The 15,708-nt window shown below is 72.2% G+C and carries 16 protein-coding genes and 1 pseudogene; 7 read left to right on the top strand and 10 right to left on the bottom strand.

All coding sequences use genetic code 11. From position 1 onward, the window contains the following. Window positions 1-53 precede the first annotated feature (53 nt). On the bottom strand, window positions 54-242 hold the full coding sequence (locus ACIPXM_RS23195) for a peroxidase family protein (protein WP_401658313.1): 189 nt from the start codon (window positions 240-242) through the stop codon (window positions 54-56). 803 nt (window positions 243-1,045) lie between these two features. Between ACIPXM_RS23195 and ACIPXM_RS23190 the strand changes: the two genes are divergently transcribed. From ACIPXM_RS23190 to ACIPXM_RS23175, 4 genes and pseudogenes are all read left to right on the top strand, one after another. After that, the gene (locus ACIPXM_RS23190; protein WP_401658311.1) at window positions 1,046-1,636 is read left to right on the top strand and encodes a DUF5994 family protein; all 591 of its coding nucleotides are present in this window, start codon (window positions 1,046-1,048) and stop codon (window positions 1,634-1,636) included. Window positions 1,637-1,640: 4 nt separating this feature from the next. Further along, entirely contained in the window at window positions 1,641-1,850 is a 210-nt protein-coding gene (locus tag ACIPXM_RS23185) for a hypothetical protein (RefSeq protein WP_401658309.1), read from the top strand. 121 nt (window positions 1,851-1,971) lie between these two features. Next, entirely contained in the window at window positions 1,972-2,238 is a 267-nt protein-coding gene (locus tag ACIPXM_RS23180) for a hypothetical protein (RefSeq protein ID WP_401658307.1), read from the top strand. 125 nt (window positions 2,239-2,363) lie between these two features. Continuing rightward, window positions 2,364-3,502 (top strand): annotated as a pseudogene (locus ACIPXM_RS23175) (PP2C family protein-serine/threonine phosphatase). A gap of 59 nt (window positions 3,503-3,561) precedes the next feature. Here ACIPXM_RS23175 and ACIPXM_RS23170 read toward each other — a convergent pair. After that, the gene (locus ACIPXM_RS23170; protein ID WP_401658305.1) at window positions 3,562-5,304 is read right to left on the bottom strand and encodes a SulP family inorganic anion transporter; all 1,743 of its coding nucleotides are present in this window, start codon (window positions 5,302-5,304) and stop codon (window positions 3,562-3,564) included. After that, window positions 5,301-5,978: a GAP family protein gene (locus ACIPXM_RS23165; protein ID WP_401658303.1), complete on the bottom strand. Its 678-nt coding sequence runs from the start codon at window positions 5,976-5,978 to the stop codon at window positions 5,301-5,303. Before ACIPXM_RS23165 ends, ACIPXM_RS23170 begins: the two co-directional genes overlap by 4 nt. A gap of 221 nt (window positions 5,979-6,199) precedes the next feature. On the opposite strand from ACIPXM_RS23165, the gene ACIPXM_RS23160 reads away from it, so the two are divergent. Continuing rightward, window positions 6,200-7,561 carry a DUF1254 domain-containing protein gene (locus tag ACIPXM_RS23160; RefSeq protein WP_401658301.1) on the top strand — a complete coding sequence of 454 codons (1,362 nt, stop codon included), beginning with the start codon at window positions 6,200-6,202 and terminating at the stop codon, window positions 7,559-7,561. A 39-nt stretch (window positions 7,562-7,600) separates the two neighbouring features. On the opposite strand, the gene ACIPXM_RS23155 is transcribed toward ACIPXM_RS23160, so the two are convergent. From ACIPXM_RS23155 to ACIPXM_RS23145, 3 genes are all read right to left on the bottom strand, one after another. Continuing rightward, window positions 7,601-8,071, bottom strand: coding sequence for a GNAT family N-acetyltransferase (locus tag ACIPXM_RS23155; protein WP_401658299.1), 471 nt, complete (start codon window positions 8,069-8,071; stop codon window positions 7,601-7,603). Beyond that, the gene (locus tag ACIPXM_RS23150; protein ID WP_401658297.1) at window positions 8,068-8,601 is read right to left on the bottom strand and encodes a hypothetical protein; all 534 of its coding nucleotides are present in this window, start codon (window positions 8,599-8,601) and stop codon (window positions 8,068-8,070) included. The genes ACIPXM_RS23155 and ACIPXM_RS23150 overlap by 4 nt, the downstream gene beginning before the upstream one ends. A gap of 140 nt (window positions 8,602-8,741) precedes the next feature. Beyond that, the gene (locus ACIPXM_RS23145; protein ID WP_401658295.1) at window positions 8,742-10,136 is read right to left on the bottom strand and encodes a DUF1254 domain-containing protein; all 1,395 of its coding nucleotides are present in this window, start codon (window positions 10,134-10,136) and stop codon (window positions 8,742-8,744) included. Window positions 10,137-10,396: 260 nt separating this feature from the next. Here ACIPXM_RS23145 and ACIPXM_RS23140 point away from each other — a divergent pair, with 260 nt between their 5' ends. After that, on the top strand, window positions 10,397-11,434 hold the full coding sequence (locus ACIPXM_RS23140; RefSeq protein ID WP_401658293.1) for a GlxA family transcriptional regulator: 1,038 nt from the start codon (window positions 10,397-10,399) through the stop codon (window positions 11,432-11,434). Continuing rightward, window positions 11,431-12,024 carry a metal-dependent phosphohydrolase gene (locus ACIPXM_RS23135; protein ID WP_401658291.1) on the top strand — a complete coding sequence of 198 codons (594 nt, stop codon included), beginning with the start codon at window positions 11,431-11,433 and terminating at the stop codon, window positions 12,022-12,024. The genes ACIPXM_RS23140 and ACIPXM_RS23135 overlap by 4 nt, the downstream gene beginning before the upstream one ends. Before the next feature lie 374 nt (window positions 12,025-12,398). Here the strand turns inward: ACIPXM_RS23135 and ACIPXM_RS23130 are convergent, their stop codons facing one another. From ACIPXM_RS23130 to ACIPXM_RS23115, 4 genes are all read right to left on the bottom strand, one after another. Next, window positions 12,399-13,043, bottom strand: a complete 645-nt coding sequence (locus ACIPXM_RS23130) for a hypothetical protein (protein WP_401658289.1) — start codon at window positions 13,041-13,043, stop codon at window positions 12,399-12,401. Beyond that, a complete protein-coding gene (locus tag ACIPXM_RS23125) occupies window positions 13,040-14,068 on the bottom strand; it encodes an aldo/keto reductase (RefSeq protein WP_401658287.1) in 1,029 nt (342 codons plus the stop codon). Before ACIPXM_RS23125 ends, ACIPXM_RS23130 begins: the two co-directional genes overlap by 4 nt. A gap of 88 nt (window positions 14,069-14,156) precedes the next feature. Next, on the bottom strand, window positions 14,157-15,245 hold the full coding sequence (locus ACIPXM_RS23120; RefSeq protein WP_401658285.1) for a branched-chain amino acid aminotransferase: 1,089 nt from the start codon (window positions 15,243-15,245) through the stop codon (window positions 14,157-14,159). A 48-nt stretch (window positions 15,246-15,293) separates the two neighbouring features. After that, window positions 15,294-15,689 carry a nuclear transport factor 2 family protein gene (locus tag ACIPXM_RS23115; RefSeq protein ID WP_401658283.1) on the bottom strand — a complete coding sequence of 132 codons (396 nt, stop codon included), beginning with the start codon at window positions 15,687-15,689 and terminating at the stop codon, window positions 15,294-15,296. Window positions 15,690-15,708 lie beyond the last annotated feature (19 nt).

The raw sequence follows: 15,708 nt of genomic DNA, 5'->3' as shown, positions 1-15,708 counted from the left end.
GACCCGCCCCACCCTGCTTTGTGTGGGCCCGTGAACGGATCCCCAGGCAGGGGTCAGGACTGGGAGCCGCCGACGTCGAGCAGAATCGAACCGTCGCAGCCCCGCACGAAACAGTCGTGGAAGTGCATGCGGGTCGCGCCGTTGTCGAGGTCGACGTCGGCGTGTGCGTGGGCGGTGGGTGCTCCCGTCAGGAGCAGGGCGGAGGCGGCGAGGGCCAGGCTCGTACAGATGTGCTTGATCATGAACAGGAGAACGACCGTCTCCGGACCAGGACACTCCGGCTGCGCCGGACGGGTACCGGTCCGGGCGGTCACGGGACCACGAGGGCGAAGGGCAGTCCGCGCCCTGGATGGCGTGATTGCCGGTGACGACCGTGATGGTGCGGTCCTCGTTGTCGCAGTACGGGTGTGGCAGCGGGGTGGCGATCACGTTGCCGTCGATGGGGACGTCCGGGGGCGACGGGGCCGGCGACGGGTACGGTCCGGTCGAAGCGGAGGCCGGGCCACTGGGTGACCTTCAGACAGTAGCGGCCCTTTGCCGGCTGGCGTACCTCGTCCGGGCCGCGGGCGCGGTTCACCGTGCCGTCGGCGTTCATGATCGCAGCGATCTGCGCGTGGGGTGCCTGTGTGTCGGGGCCGCCGTCTGCGAGTGCGGCGCCGATGGTCAGGCCGATGGCGCAGGCCGCCACGGCGCACAAGGCGGCCGCGTTGCGGGGCTTGGTGGCTGGGAGGCGCACCGAGGGTCCTGGGGTCTGGGCCGGAGGGGAAGGGGCCGGCCGCGACCCCTGCGTGCCGGGCGGGGCCGCGGCCGGGGCGGAGAGGCTGGTACGGGATCTCATGGCGACTCCGGCTCCCCCATTCCCGCCCGTTGCCACGCACTCGTCCGCAAGGCCCGAAAGCCGCTCCCGTATCAGGTCGAAAGCGGACTGCTCGGACGTACCCTGGAGGTACCGGAAGTACTTCGAGCACCAGCTTTCACGCAGGTGTCATTTCCGGGGAACACGAAAAACCGGGCTGTCGACGGGCAGCCCGGGGGCAGGTCCGTCATGACCACCACACTCGGCAGGACAGCGAACCGCGCCCTCACCCCGGGACTTCCGGCCCGCTTGGCGCTCACCCCGACGACCATGCTCGTCGGTCGGCTCGACGGTGCCTGGTGGCCGCGTTCACGCGACCTGGCAGTCGAGCTGCCGACGCTGGCCGAAGCTCTCGAAGGGCACTGGGGTCACATCACCCGCGTCCTGGTGAACCCCGGCCGCTGGCCCGTCGTCCCGCACAAGGTCGCCGTCACCGGTCGCCTGCTGCACGTGGGCTGGTTCACCGAGCAGGACCCGGACAAGATCATCCTGCTGTCCTCCACGACCGGCCGCTGCGACCTGCTCGTCATTCCGCCCAAGACCGAACCCGCCTCCGCGACCCGGCTGATGACCGCCGCCGCCCTCCCCGGCAGCACCCTCACCGCGGGCTCGCTGATGTCCGACGAGGCCGCGACCGGCCGCCGTATGCGGGAGGCACGCAGCAGCGAGGACGTCTGGGAGAGCGAGGGTGGGGCCGCCCCGGCGCCCCGGTCGCACCCAGCGGCGCACCCGGTCGTCGGCGCGCGGATGATTCCGCTGCCGGGACGCACCAGGAGGTGAGGACATGGAGACCGTGATCACGCTCGTGGCAGTCGCACTCCTGATCGCGCTCGGCACACGCCTGATCCACCGGCTGAACGCCCAGCACGACGCACGCATAGCGGCCCACCGCTTCAGCGACCCCTATCCCTCCCTCAGCCGTCCCCCCGGCCACGGCCACCCCGGGCCGCCCGAACGGATCGCCGATCGTCGGCCTACGGGCACCTGGCCCTGACCTGCCCGACCTGCCTGACCCTGGACCACTCCTCCGACCGAAGGCCGCGGGTGGGGCACCCGACCCCAGGGACAACCCACCCGCCGGCCTCTCGCCTTCGTCCCGAACGGAGCACGCCGTCTTGCACCCCACCGAGAACGAGCCCCTGCCGCAGGGGGGTTACGCCGAGATCCGTATCGTCTCCGCCACACCCGAGGCCGCCCGTGCGGTCGCCGAAGTGATCCGCCGGTGCTTCTCCGGGGCGGAACAGCGCAGCTACCCCGCGCCGGACGGCGGCACACGGCTGCACCTCACCGTCGACACCGGGGCCGCCGCCGGCCCCGCCCGTACCTGGCTCGCCACCAGCAGACCGCCCACCGGCAACGGCCATCACCCCGAGGAACCCTGATCGGGGCCACTCCATGAGCGACAGCGGTACGGCCATGTGTGGCGTGACCCGCCGCCGAGGAGCATCCTGGAGGCCATGTCGCTGGTGCGGGGCGAGGTCATCGCCGCTCGGTTGGAGGCAACGGGATGACCGTCGGACGGCTCGACGAACCGGATCGCTCGGAGAGCTTCGGGGAGGGACTCCTGGGAACGGTCCTGGACCGGGCGCACGAGCTGCCACCCGACCGGGTCGGGCTGGTCGTCGCCGAGACGGTGAGCCGGCTGGGGGGCATGGACCCGCAGATCCTGCTTCAGGATTACGGACAGCAGCGGCTCGTTCCCCTGCTCGCGGAAGGGCTGACGGGCGGCGAGCCGCTGTCCATCGACGGCTCGGAGGCCGGTAGGTGTTTCCTCACGTCGCTCCCGGTCGAGCTGGCACTGGCCGACGGGGTACGCGTCCACGTACCGCTGCTCGACGGCGGCGACCAGGCCGGCGTCCTGGCCGTCACCCTGGACGCGGTCGACGACGACGACCGCCGTCTCCTGCGCAGGATCGCGGGACTGGTCGCCGACCTGCTGCAGACCAAGAACCGCCACACCGACCTCTTCTTCCGCACCCGCCGCGGCGAGCCGATGAGCGTCGCCGCGGAGATCCAGTGGTCGCTCCTGCCGCCGCTGACCATGACCATGCCGCGCGTCGCCGTCGCCGGAGTCCTGGAGCCCGCCTACGACGTGGCCGGCGACAGCTTCGACTACGCCCTCAACGGCGACACCCTCCACCTCGCCATGATCGACGCCATGGGCCACGGCCTGGACGCGGCCACCATGGCCACCGTCGCCATCGGCGCGTACCGGCACGCCCGCCGCATCAGCGTCGAACTGTCCGAGATCTACCTCTTCATGGACCGGGCCGTCGCCGAGCAGTTCGCCCCCGACCACTTCGTCACCGCGCAGATGCTGCGGCTCGACACGACCACCGGTCGTCTCCAGTGGGTCAACGCCGGACACCCCGCCCCCGTCCTGATCCGCGAGCACCGCGTCATGGGCCGCCTGGACAGCCCCACCACCCTCCCCGTCGGCTTCGGAGGAGCCCAGCCACAGGTCAGCAGTGTGATGCTCGAACCGGGGGACCGCGTCCTCTGCTTCACCGACGGCCTCGTCGAGGAGCACGAGAGCGGGCAGGAGCAGTTCGGCGAGGACCAGCTCTGTCCCACACGCTCAAGCGGGCACGCGGCGACGCCACCTCTGACGACGCCACTCTCGTCCTGGTCGAGTGGCGTGGCTGATCCGCCGCCGTGCCACAACGTGCCAGCAGATGCGGTCAACAACGGTGACCTGGGGCTTTCTACGGTCCGGGCCTTCCTGGCCGCTCCGGTCCGTCCTGCGGATCGTGTCGGCTCGGGCTTCCTGCGGCAGTGATCCATGCGTGCGCGGTGGTCATCGCCCGGCCGAGCGGGTCGAAGAGCGCGCCGCAGGCGGGGACGATGCCGTCGGGGCCGAGGTCCCGGTCGAGACCGGCGGCCTCCAGTGCGCGGGCGAGGCCCGGTTCCACGCCGGCGAGAAACAGTCTGCCACCCGCCCGGTGAAGATCTTGGGCGTGGCGGCGCAAGACCTTGGCCATGGAGGAGGAGGGGACGTCGGGGACACCGCGCATGACGAGGATCAGGACCGCGTCCCGGGCGTGGTCGGTGCGCGGGAGCATCGTCTCGACGCGGGGCAGTTCGGCGAAGAAGCCGACGCCGTCGTAGTAGAGGACGGTGACCTCGCCGGGCGGCAGGGAGGCCGGGACGTCGCCGGGGTGCCAGCGGCCGGTGTCGTCGGCGGTGAGGGCGACGAGGCGGGCGCGGCGGGCGGCCCGGACGCAGTACAGGAGCAGGGAGAGGACGGCGCCGAGGACGATCGCCTGCTGGAGGGGGAGCTGGGTGGTGGCGAGGAAGGTCAGCACCATCGCGGCGGACGACAGCGGGGACGTGCGCAGGACGAGGAGGATGTCGTGGCGCTTGCCCCAGATCAGCTCGCCGCCGACGACCAGGATCAGGCCGCCGATGACCGGCATGGGGATGTGCTCGGCGAGCGGGGCGCAGACGAGGACGATCAGGGCGAGCAGGACGCCGGAGAGGACGCCTGCCCAGCGGGTGCGGGCGCCGGCCGAGACGGCGACGCCGGTGCGGGAGAGGGAGCCGCCGGAGGGCAGTGCCTGGAAGAGGCCGCCGGCGAGGTTGGCGAGGCCCTGGGCGGCGAAGTCGCCGTTCACGGAGGACCTGGAGCCGTCGGGGTTGGGGACGGACGGGCCGATGCTCGCCGCCTGCGCGAGGCCGACGAGCGCGACCGCGACGGCCCCGCCGAGCAGGTGGGGCACGGCGGACAGGTCGGGTGCGGAGAAGCCGGGGAGCGCGGCGGGGATGTGGGCGATCCCGCCGACGAGTTCGACGTCGGTGCCGAGCACGGCGACGGCCGCGGAGGCGACGACCATGGCGACGAGCAGGGCGACCGGTTCCAGGCGCCGTACGAGCCGGGTGGCCGCCCATACGGCGATCGTGGCGGCGGCCACCAGGGTCGCGGCGAGCTGCCACTCGCCGATGTGCGCGAGCCAGTCGCCGAGCTGGTGCAGGCGGTTGCGGCCCTCGGGTTTGTAGCCGGTGGCGTCCTTCAGGACACCGGTGATGATCTGGAGCGCGATGCCGGTGGAGAAGCCGGTCATGACGGCGTTGGAGACGAAGCTCATGACCACGCCCAGCCGCAGCACGCCCATCAGCAGCATCACCACGCCCGCCATCAGGGTGAGGGTGGCGACGTTCCCGGCGTCCTTCGGGTCGAGCCCGGCGTCGGACAGCACGCTCTGCGAGGTGAGCGCGAGCGCGCTGGTCAGGGTGGTGACCATGAGGACGGTACGGGAGGTCAGGGAGCCCACGATCGCGGGGACGACGCCGGCGTAGAGGCCGGCGACCGGGTTGAAGCCGGCGATCGCCGCGTACGCCATGCCCTCCGGGATCGAGAAGAGCCCGGTGACCAGTCCGGAACCGACGTCGGCGGGTTTCGGGCGGCCGAGGCTCGGCTTCCGCCCGTGCCATGAGCGGGGGAACTTCACGAGGCGAGTCCGCTGATCGCGTCCCCCACGTACTTGGCGCCGAGCACGACGAGGACCACCGTCATGATCGCGCTGTTGTGCTCGCCCATCCACGTCTTCCAGCCGCCGAGCACCGCGGCCGACCTGCTGCCGCCGAAGACGTACACGAGCAGGGGCAGCAGGACGCACGCCGAGCCGATCAGGACGAACAGGACGCCGGCGACGGCCTTGCCGCCGCCGCTCGCCGGGCTGCTCGCGATGGAGGCCGCGCCGCCGATCGCGAGGACGAGGTTCTTCGGGTTGGCGCCGGACAGCAGGGCCGCGAGGCCGGCCGCCTTGCCCGGGGTGAAGCGGTCGATCGCCCGCATCCAGCCGGGCAGCGCGTGCTCCTGCCCCTCCCTGGGGCGGTCCTTCCACTGCTTGGCGCCCATGAGCAGGAAGAGCACGCCGAGCGCGAGCTTGAGCCAGTACGTCCACTCGGCGGGTGTGCCCCCGTCGTCGGCGCCGGCGCCCGAGCCGGCGAGGACGACCACCGTGGTGATCACTCCGAGCGTGAGCATCCAGCCCAGCGTGAACGCCGTGCCGTTGACCTTGCCGCGCGGGGTGGCCAGCATCAGCACCACCGCGATCAGAGGAAGCGGGCTGATGGCGATGCCCACCGCCGATGCCAGCATCTGCCCGACGGCGTCACCCATCGCTGCCTCCTCCGTGCCGGCCCCGCTCCGCCCCCGCCACGGCAGGCGGTGTGCCCCGAGCCTTTCCGCCGGCGGCGGGGGCCGCAACGGAGGCGGGGCCGAACGGGTGACCCACCTCCCTTGTCACCCCGTGGTCGCGGGGCGCGGTTGCGGCGCCACCGGAACGCGATGACCGTTATAGGGCTTGTGTCCCCTTCTTGACGTACCGGATCGGAGTCCGCATGGACGCGCAGACGTTGAAGCAGCAGATCGCCGCCGCCCACGAGAAGGCGCGGGCCGACGAGGGGTACTGGCTCGGCATGGCGGCCTTCCGCTACGGCTTCCCGCTCCTGGAGATGCACCGCAGCCTGTGGGAGTGGCACGTCGACGCGTCCGCCCCGACGCACCTCGGCGCGATCAACGAGATCCACCACACCCCGCGCCGCGCGGAGCCGAAGGACACGTACTTCGTCACGCCGATCGTCGACGCCCCGTACTCACGCACCTTCGTCGACCTGTCCGGCGGCGCGGTGGTCCTCACCGTCCCGCCCGTCACCGACCGCTACTTCACCGTCCAGCTCCTGGACATGTACACCACCAGCTTCGGCTACGTCGGCACGCGCATGGGCGACACCACCGGCGGCGACTACCTGCTGGCCGGGCCCGGCTGGCGCGGCACCGTCCCCGACGGCATCACCCGGGTCGTCACCGCCCCCACCCCCCTGGTCTGCCTCCTGGCCCGCGTCACGATCCTCGACGACGACGTCCCCGCCGCCGTGGCCCTCCAGAAGCGGATCGCCCTGCGCCCCGCCGACCCGTCCGCCCCCAAGCCCGACCCCTCGGCCAACCCGCCCACCCGCGACTGGCGGGGTGAGGGCGGCGACCCCCTGGACTTCTACCGCATGCTCGCCGACTGCCTGAGCGCGAGCCCGCCCCCGGCCGCCGACGCCGGCGTCCTCGGTCTGCTCGCCCGCATCGGCATCACCCCGCACCGCCCCTTCGACCCCTCCCGGCTGCACCCCGCGGCCGTCGACGGGCTGCGGCGGGCGGTCGCGGACGGGCTGCGCGACCTGTACGCGGACATGCCGTTCGCCGGCCCGTCCCGCAACGGCTGGGTGATGGTCGACGTCGACACGATCGGCGACTGGGGCACCGACTACTTCTCCCGCCTGGAGATCGCCCAGCTCGGCCTGCTCGCCAACAGCGCGAAGGAGGCGTACTACATCGGCGCCATCCTCGACGGCGACGGCGACCCGCTCTCCGGCGAGCACCGCTACGAACTGCGCTTCGGCCCCGACGACTTCCCGCCCGTGGACGCCTTCTGGTCGGTGACCATGTACCTCAACCCGCAGGGCTTCCTCGTCGAGAACCCGATCGGCCGCTACCACCTCGGCAGCCTCACCAAGGACCTCACCTACGGCCCCGACGGCTCCCTCACCCTCTACCTCCAGCGCGAGAACCCCGGCCCGGACAAGGAGTCCAACTGGCTCCCCACCACCGAACCCGGCGTCCTGTTCCGCCTCATCCTGCGCCAGTACCTGCCCACCCCCGACATCCTCACCGGCCGCTACGCACCCCCGGCCGTCGTCCGCGTCGACCGCTGAACGCAGCGCGGCGGGAACACCTACCGCGGGCGTCCGATTTCAGCCGACCGGCAGGGAGTATCGTCGCTTCTCCCTCGCCTGAGCGCCCAGCCGGTCGTAGAACCTGATCGCGTCCGCGTTCCACGGCGGGGTCTGCCACTGGACCTGCCCGAGCCCGAGCACCCGGGCCTCGGTCACCACGGCGTCCACCAGCATGGGGCCCACTTTCAGGCCGCGGTGACCGTCGCGCAGGAACAGGCAGTCCATGTGGAGGTATTCCGCTCCGTCCCACGTGGACACCTCCGGCGCGCACGACGCGTAGCCGATGACGGGGCCATCGTTCAACTCTGCGACGAAGCAGCGCAGCCTCGGGTTCTCCGTGCCGAAGAGCAGGCGCTCGAGCCGCGAAGCCAGATCGGCCGGCGGGGGCGGCGCCCCCTCGTAGGCGGCGTGCTCGGCGGCGAGCCGGGCGACGTCAGGAAGATCGGCAGCCCGTGCGCGCCGTACCCGGGCGACCGCGGCGGCGGTCATCGGACCTCCCCCCGCATCGTGTCGTCGCGCCAGGCCATGAGCCGTTCCTCGATCGGCCCGTTCCCGTCGAGTACGTGTCGGGTGAAGGCGTCCCGTTCGTGAGCCAGGACCGCCGCTTCCCACACGCAGGGGGCGAGTCCTGATCGCCCGGGCCGGAGCCGGTCGGCCTCACCGGCCGGACCCACGTAGAGGGCGAGGTCGGACATGTACCCCTCGATCCACGTGTGGACGAGGACGTAGTCGCCGTCGCTGCCGGCGTGGAGGAGCAGCACGGCGAGCCCGAGGGAGCCCCGGAGCTGCGCCGTCGCCAGGTGATCGGCGGCAACCCGCAGCACGGTCTGCACGTACGCGTCGGTGACGGTGCGGCCCGGTGCCTCGATCACGTAGGGCTTGACCAGGTGGCCGGCGACCGTTCGGCTGCCCAGCGGTCGCACGGGGCGGGCGTGGTACTGGTCGGACAGTGCCAGCAGCGCACCTGGATCGACGGCGGTCGGCGTCCGCATGAACTGTGGTGAGCCAGGATCGGTCATACGGCCATGATGCATGGCGCCCGCCGGGCGCGATCCACCAGGTGAGGCAGGGCAAGACCTCGTTCAGGCAGGTCAGGGGCCGCAGAGGGGTACCGGCGTCCGCTTCGTCAGGCCGGCACCCGATCCGAAGGGCTGGGCCGTCAGGCTTCGAGCGGCTCGAAGTCACCCGGCTTCCACGACCCGTCGAACGCCGCCTGCTCCGGCCCGTAGATGCGGAAGTACGTGAACCAGCCGCGGCCGGGGACGGTCTGGATCCACCGTCCCTCCGCGCCCGGAGGCTCGACCGGTCCGAAGTACAGGTCCACGCTCTCGGCGCCGTCCGCCGGCTCCAGCTTCTCGAAGAGGGACCGCAGCGCCGCCTGCCCCTGTTCGGCCACGACCTCGGACCGGGTCCGCGCGTCGTAGGCGGTCACGGACCAGAACAGGCCGGCCGGTACCGGCAGCGGGACGGTCAGCCGGTACGTACGGCCGCCGTCGAGGTAGTTCCCGGCGGCGTCCCGCAGGCCGAGCCAGTACAGCGAGCCCTGCCCCACGGCCCGGCGGAACATGGCCGGGGACGCCACGATCGCCTGGGCGAACCACCGGTCCTTGGCCTCGACGTCCAAGGACCCCTCCCTCTCGAAGGTGCCGTTCTCCGGCCGCAGCCCCGCCCACTCCCAGGACCGGTCCGGCCAGACCGTCCGGTCGGGCCGGTCGGAGGCGAAGGCGGAGACCAGCATCTCGTCGCGCCCGATCCGCGCGGCCTCGGTCAACAGGGCCGCCGTCCGCTCGTCGGGATCGAACGGGCGGCCCGCCTCGATGCCCAGCTCGGCGAGGAGCCCGAGCATCGGCCGCATCTCCTCGACGGCGGGCTCGGAGTCGATCACCGAGTGCAGCACCTTCCAGTACTCCAGATTGTCCTCCCAGGCCAGGCAGGTGCAGTCGATGGCGCGGTCGCTGTAGTCGGTGAAGGTGTACGCCGGCGGGTCGCCGCTCCGGTCCAGCGGATAGAACCGCACCGAGGACAGCAGGCCGTTCGCCGTCGCCACGTCCCCGCCCAGCGGCAGCACCCGCAGCGCGCAGAACGCCGTCCAGGTGTCGCTGCGCGCCACGACGTACCCGCTCTCGGGCACGTCCCCGTCGTAGCCGGGCGGCAGCAGCAGGTGCTTGCCGCCCTTCGCTCCGTACGCGCCGGGCAGCCCCACGTCCACGATCCACCGGTGGTGGTGGTCGTCCACGAGCCCGATCAGCGGTCCCGGCGGCAGCTCGATCACCATCGGTCCGCTCTCGCGCAGGTCGAGGATCCCACCCGAGTACGGGGTGTCGGAGTTCAGCGTGAAGCCCGTGTGGTGCGGCCGGGCGATGAACAGCAACGCCGTCTCGTTGTCGACCGCGCCCGCGTCCCGGGTCCCCTTGAAGATCCCCTCCAGCGACACCGTCGGATAGAAGAAGCGGTACGCCTCGACCGCCCGACGCAGATCCCGCCGGTCGCGCGCCGCGGCCGCACTCCGTGCCACCGGAAAGCCGTCCTCGAAATCCACCAGGTCCTTCGCCACGACACGCCTCTTCCAGCCGGTTCCTGGGCCGGCGGTCTCCCCCGGCCTCTGACGTACGGACCACGCTTCCCGCCCATTGCCGCACCGGCCATCGAACAGGACCGAACGGGTGACCCCCAGCCGGAGCGATGACAGACGCCCCGGCCTCTGCCCCCGAACCTCCCTCCTCTTTCCCTCCTCGTTCCCCTCCTCGGCGGGTGTCTGGATCTGCGATAACCATGACATTGCCGTCATCTCCGGCCCGGACGAGGATGGGCCGCATGAGCAAGCCGCGCAGGATCGTGATCGCCGTCTTCGACGGAGTGGAGTCGCTGGACGTCACAGGACCCGCGCAGGTGTTCTCCACGGCGAGCCGTCTGCTGGCCGGATCCGGGCGGGGTTACGCCGTCGAGCTCGCCTCCGCCGGGCCCGCGCCGGTCGAGTGCGCGGGCGGCGTCCGGCTGCTGGCCGACCGCACCTTCGCCGACTCGGACGGCGAGGGGGTGGACACCCTCGTCGTACCGGGCGGGCTCGGGATCCGTCCCGATAGCGTCGAAGCCGTCGTCGACCCCGACGTCCTGGCCTGGGTCGCGCGGGTCGCACCCCGCGTACGGCGGGTGGTGTCGGTCTGCGCCGGCGCGCACACCCTCGCCGCGGCGGGACTGCTCGACGGCAGGCGGGCCACGACGCACTGGGCCACGGCCGAGGCTCTGGCCGAGCGGCACCCTGAGGTGACCGTGGACTCCGACGCCGTCTACGTGCGGGCCGACCCCGTGTGGACGGGGGCCGGAGTAAGCGCGGGCATCGACATGAGCCTGGCGCTCGTCTCCGACGACCACGGGCGCAGGCACGCGCTGTCGACCGCCAAGTGGATGGTGATGTACTTGCAACGGCCGGGTGACCAGAGTCAGTTCAGCACGCCCTTGAAGCGGCAGAGCACGGCCCGTACCGACATCGCGGAGCTCCTCGCGTGGATCGACGCGCACCTCTCCGAGCGGCTGACGGTTCCCGCCCTCGCCGCCCGGATGGGAGTGGGCGAGCGCCAGTTCGCCCGGGTCTTCGTCCGTGAGACCGGCAGTACCCCGGCCGCCTATCTCGACGCCCAGCGCGTCCACGCCGCACGCCGTCTCCTCCAGGAGAGCGACCTCACCCTCGCGGCCATCGGAACGCGCTGCGGCTTCGGTTCCGTCCACAGCTTCCACCGCGCGTTCAAACGCCACACCTCCGTCACGCCGCAGACCTACCGCCGGCACTTCACCAGCACGGCCACGCCCGCGCCCGCGACGGCCGACACCCTCCAGGAGAACGAGACCCCATGACCTCCGCCCCCGCGCTCGCCCGGCGCCCCGACACCCCTCTCGCGGACCTCGCCGAGCGGATGCTGCTCGCCGCCGCGCCGCCGGCGCTGGTGGCCCACTGCCACCGCACGTACGCCTACGCCGAGGCGATCCTCCACCGCCGCGGGTTGGCCCCGGACCGCGAAGTCCTCTTCCTCGGCGCGGCACTCCACGACCTGGGCCTCACCCCGGCGTGGGAGCACCCCTCGACGCCCTTCGAGGAACACGGCGCGACCGTGGCCCACGAGGCGCTCGTCCGGCACGGCGCACCCGCGGAACTCGCCGGCCTGGTCCACGACGCGATCCGCCTCCACCTCGACCTCACCACCGGGGACGACCACCGCCCCGAAGTCGCCGGCGTCCACCTCGGCTCCGCCGCCGACGTCCTCGGCCTCCGCCTGGACGAGATCCCCGACGAGACGCTCGACCTGGTCCTCGAAACCCACCCGCCCCAGGGACTCACGCCCTTCCTGCGCGACGCCTTCACCCGCGAGGCCCGGCACAAACCCCACTGCACCACCGCCGTACTGGTCCGCGACTTCCACCTCCTCGACATGCTGCGCCACGCCTGACCCGGCGCGTATGGGGGGGGACCCTCATCGGCCCCCCGGTGGGGGCACAGGCACATCCCCTGGGAGCCGTCCGGGAGCCGACCGGCTCCCCGAGCCCCCGCGAGACCGCCCGAACCCTCGGCACGCCAACGCCGCGACCAGGTAAATTGGCGAGGCGGGTGGTGAGGGACTGGGCCGAACCTCATTCGGGACGAAGAGGTCGTGGGTTCAAATCCCGCCACCCCGACAGCCAAGTAACAGGTCAGAGGGCCGGTACCGTCAGGTACCGGCCCTCTGGCTTTGTGCGGCGGGAATCCTTCTGTGCAGGAGGGGACCTGTGCGCACCGTCGTCCTGGCGGCCGTCGACGCGCTCGCCGAGCGGTACGGCTGCGCCCTCAGGAGTCCCGGTACTTGATCGTCAGTTCCGGGCAGTCGGACGCCCCCGGGGTTTCCGGTGGGGACCAGGCCGCCAGGAACTCCGTCGGCCCGTGCCCCGGGTCGGGGGTGGGGGTCGGTGGGGATTCGAGGTAGCAGATCATGTTCACCGGGTAGCCGGTCTCGGCGAACATGTGGCGGTCCATCGGGGTGGGGCGCTGGCTGATGCGGAGGGTGCGCTCCGGTGGGGGGCCGATGTGGTGCCAGTCCGGGTGGAGGTGGATCGAGCCGATCACATCAAGGCCGTCCCGGTCCGCCGCGCGGTGGATGCGGAGCAGGTCGCGGGACGAACACCAGTAGCCGCGGCGGGTGTTGGCGTAGGCCGCGCCGAAGCAGGGGACGATCGAGGCCGCGAACTCGGCGCGGGCCGTCGCGTCGACCGCGCGGACGTTCTCCGCGTGTTCGACGCGGATGACATGGGCCGCGTCGTCCTCGACCGTGCCGACCAGGACCGCGAAGTGGGCGGGCGGGGCCTCGGGGGTGCAGGCGCGGTACTCCTCGCGGGCCGCCTGACGGAACGCGGCCAGCTGGGCGTGGGCCACCACGACCGTCGTCAGGGTGGCGGAGGGGGCCCCGAGAAGGGTGGGGCGGGCAAACGTCGTCATGCGGCTTCGCACTCCTTCACGGTGGGGGGCAGGGACGCCAGGTCCAGGGACGCCAGCTCCGCCGGGGTCAGGGTCAGCGCCGCGCCCGCGAGCAGTTCGGTCAGCTGGGCGGGGGTACGGGCGCTCGCCAGCGGGGCCAGGACCGTCGGCTGGGCGGCCAGCCAGGCCAGGGCCACCGCGGCCGGGGCGGTGCCGCGGTCGGCGGCGATCTCGTCCAGGGCCGCGAGGACCGACCGGCCGAGCGGCGTACGGCCCGGCGCCGACGCCGCCGCCTCGCGCGGGCCCGGCACCGCACGGCCCTCCCGGTACTTGCCGGTCAGGAAGCCCTGCTCCAGGGCGAAGTACGGCACCGTCGCCAGCCCCGCCGCCCGGCACACCGGCAGCAGCCCGCCCTCGAACTCCGCCCGCCTGACCAGGTTGTACGGCGTCTGCAGCACCCCGTAGCGGGGCAGGCCCGCCGCGTCCGCCGCCGCCAAAGACTCGGCCAGGCGCGGGCCCGAGATGTTGGAGACCCCGATCCGGCCGACCAGGCCCTCCCGTACCAGCTCGTCCAACGCCCCCAGCGTCTCCGCGAACGGCACCGCCGCGTCGTCGATGTGCGCGTAGAAGAGGTCGATACGGTCGACGCCGAGGCGCCGCAGCGACTCCTGGGCCGCCCGCCGGACCGTCCTGGCGTCGAGCCCCGGCAGCCGTTCCGAGCGGCCCGCCTTCGTCGCGATCACCATCCGGTCCCGGTCCCGGGCCGGGCGGCCGGCCAGCCAGGCGCCGATCACCCGCTCCGACTCGCCGCCCTCGTTCCCCGGCGCCCACTGCGAGTAACTGTCCGCTGTGTCCAGGAAGTTGCCGCCCGCCTCGGCGTACCGGTCCAACACCCGGTGGGACATGGCCGTGTCCGCCGTCCAGCCGAACACGCTCCCCCCGAGGCAGAGCGGGAAGACCCGAAGGGGCAGGACATCACTGTTGCTGCTGTTGTTTCTGTTTCTGGTGCTGTTGCTGCTGTGGCTGTGGCTGTTGTTGGCGTGCATGGAATGGAAGCTCTCCCCCGCGCGTGACGATCGGCCGATGGGTGGGGCCGGGGGCGGGGGCCCGGCGCGCGGGCCCCCGCTGCCCCGGTCAGACCAGGTGCAGCCAGCCGTCCGGGTCCGCCAGGTCGCCGTGGTGGAGGTCCACGAGGGCCTGCCGCATCCGCAGCGTCACCGGGCCCGGGCGGCCGTCGCCGATCGTCCAGTCGCCGCCCTTCGCGTCCCGTACCGCGCCGACCGGCGTCACCACGGCCGCCGTGCCGCAGGCGAAGACCTCGGTGATGGTCCCCGCCGCGCACTCCTCGCGCCACTGGTCGACCGTGATCCGCTCGGTGCTCGCCGTGTAGCCGAGCCGCTCGGCGACCGTCAGGAGGGTGTTGCGGGTGACGCCCGGCAGCAGCGTGCCGGTCAGCTCCGGGGTGACGATGTGGGCGTCGGCCCCGGTCCCCCGGACCAGGAACATGTTCATGCCGCCCATCTCCTCGACGTACCGGCGCTCGATCGCGTCCAGCCACACGGCCTGCTGGCAGCCGGCCGCCTCGGCCTGCTGCTGGGCCAGGAAGGACGGGGCGTAGTTGCCCGCGATCTTCACGTCGCCGGTGCCGCCGGGGAACGCCCGGACGTAGTCGTGGCTGATCATCACGGACACCGACTCGACGTTCTCGCCGAAGAACCCGCCCGCCACGAACGCCATCAGCAGGAACCGGTACGTCCGCGAGGGCCGCAGCATCAGGGTGGTGTCCGTCGCGAACATGAACGGGCGCAGATAGATGCTGTGGCTCGGGTCGGTCGACAGGTGCACCTCGTCCACCGCGATCAGCTGGTCGACCGCGGCCACGAAGGTCTCCTCCGGCAGCTCCGGCATCGCCAGGCGGCGGGCCGAGCGCTGGAAGCGGCGGGCGTGGTCGTACGGCCGGAAGACGCCCATCCGGCCGTCCGAGCGGCGGTGCGCCTTCAGGCCCTCGAAGGTCACCTGGCCGTAGTGCAGGCCGATCATGCCGGGGTGGATCACGATGTCGGACAGCGGCATCAGGACCGGGCTGGTCCAGCCGCCCTCCTCGGACCACTCCATGCTGATCATGTGGTCGGTGAAGGACTCACCGTGGCCCGGGTTCTGCACGACCTTGTTCACCGCGGACTCCATCGGGGACTCGACCGGGGACTCGATGACGGACGTCATGACTGCTCCTTGAGGGGAAGAGAGAAGAGAAGAAGGGAAGAGAGCGGGTCAGGCCAGGGGGGCGAAGAAGTACGTGTCCCTGCGGACGAACAGGCCGTCCTCGCCCAGGCCGAAGTAGTCCGCGAACCTCAGGTCCACCGGCGCCCCGCTGTGCAGCACGCCGTGGAACTCGCCGAACACCCCGATGTCCCGGCCCTGTTCGACGATCCGGTCGAGGACGTGGCCGCCCTCCCGGATCGTGCGCTCCACCGTGTAGAAGCGGAGCAGTCCGGCCGGGCCGAGGAACGGCTCGTACCCGGGGCGGGTGTAGACGGCCTCCGGCGCGAACAGTTCGGACATGGCGACCGCGTCGCCGCCGTCCACGTACGCGTAGAAGCGCAGCACCTGTCGCACGCCCGGGCTCGTGCCCGTCTCGCCGAAGGGATGTGTCGCTGCCGTGGTCATGTCGCCTCCTCAGAGAGGG

This window comes from Streptomyces sp. NPDC090025 (assembly GCF_044748125.1).
In the GTDB taxonomy this organism is placed as follows: Bacteria; Actinomycetota; Actinomycetes; order Streptomycetales; family Streptomycetaceae; genus Streptomyces.
This window is presented reverse-complemented; position numbering and strand designations above follow the sequence as displayed.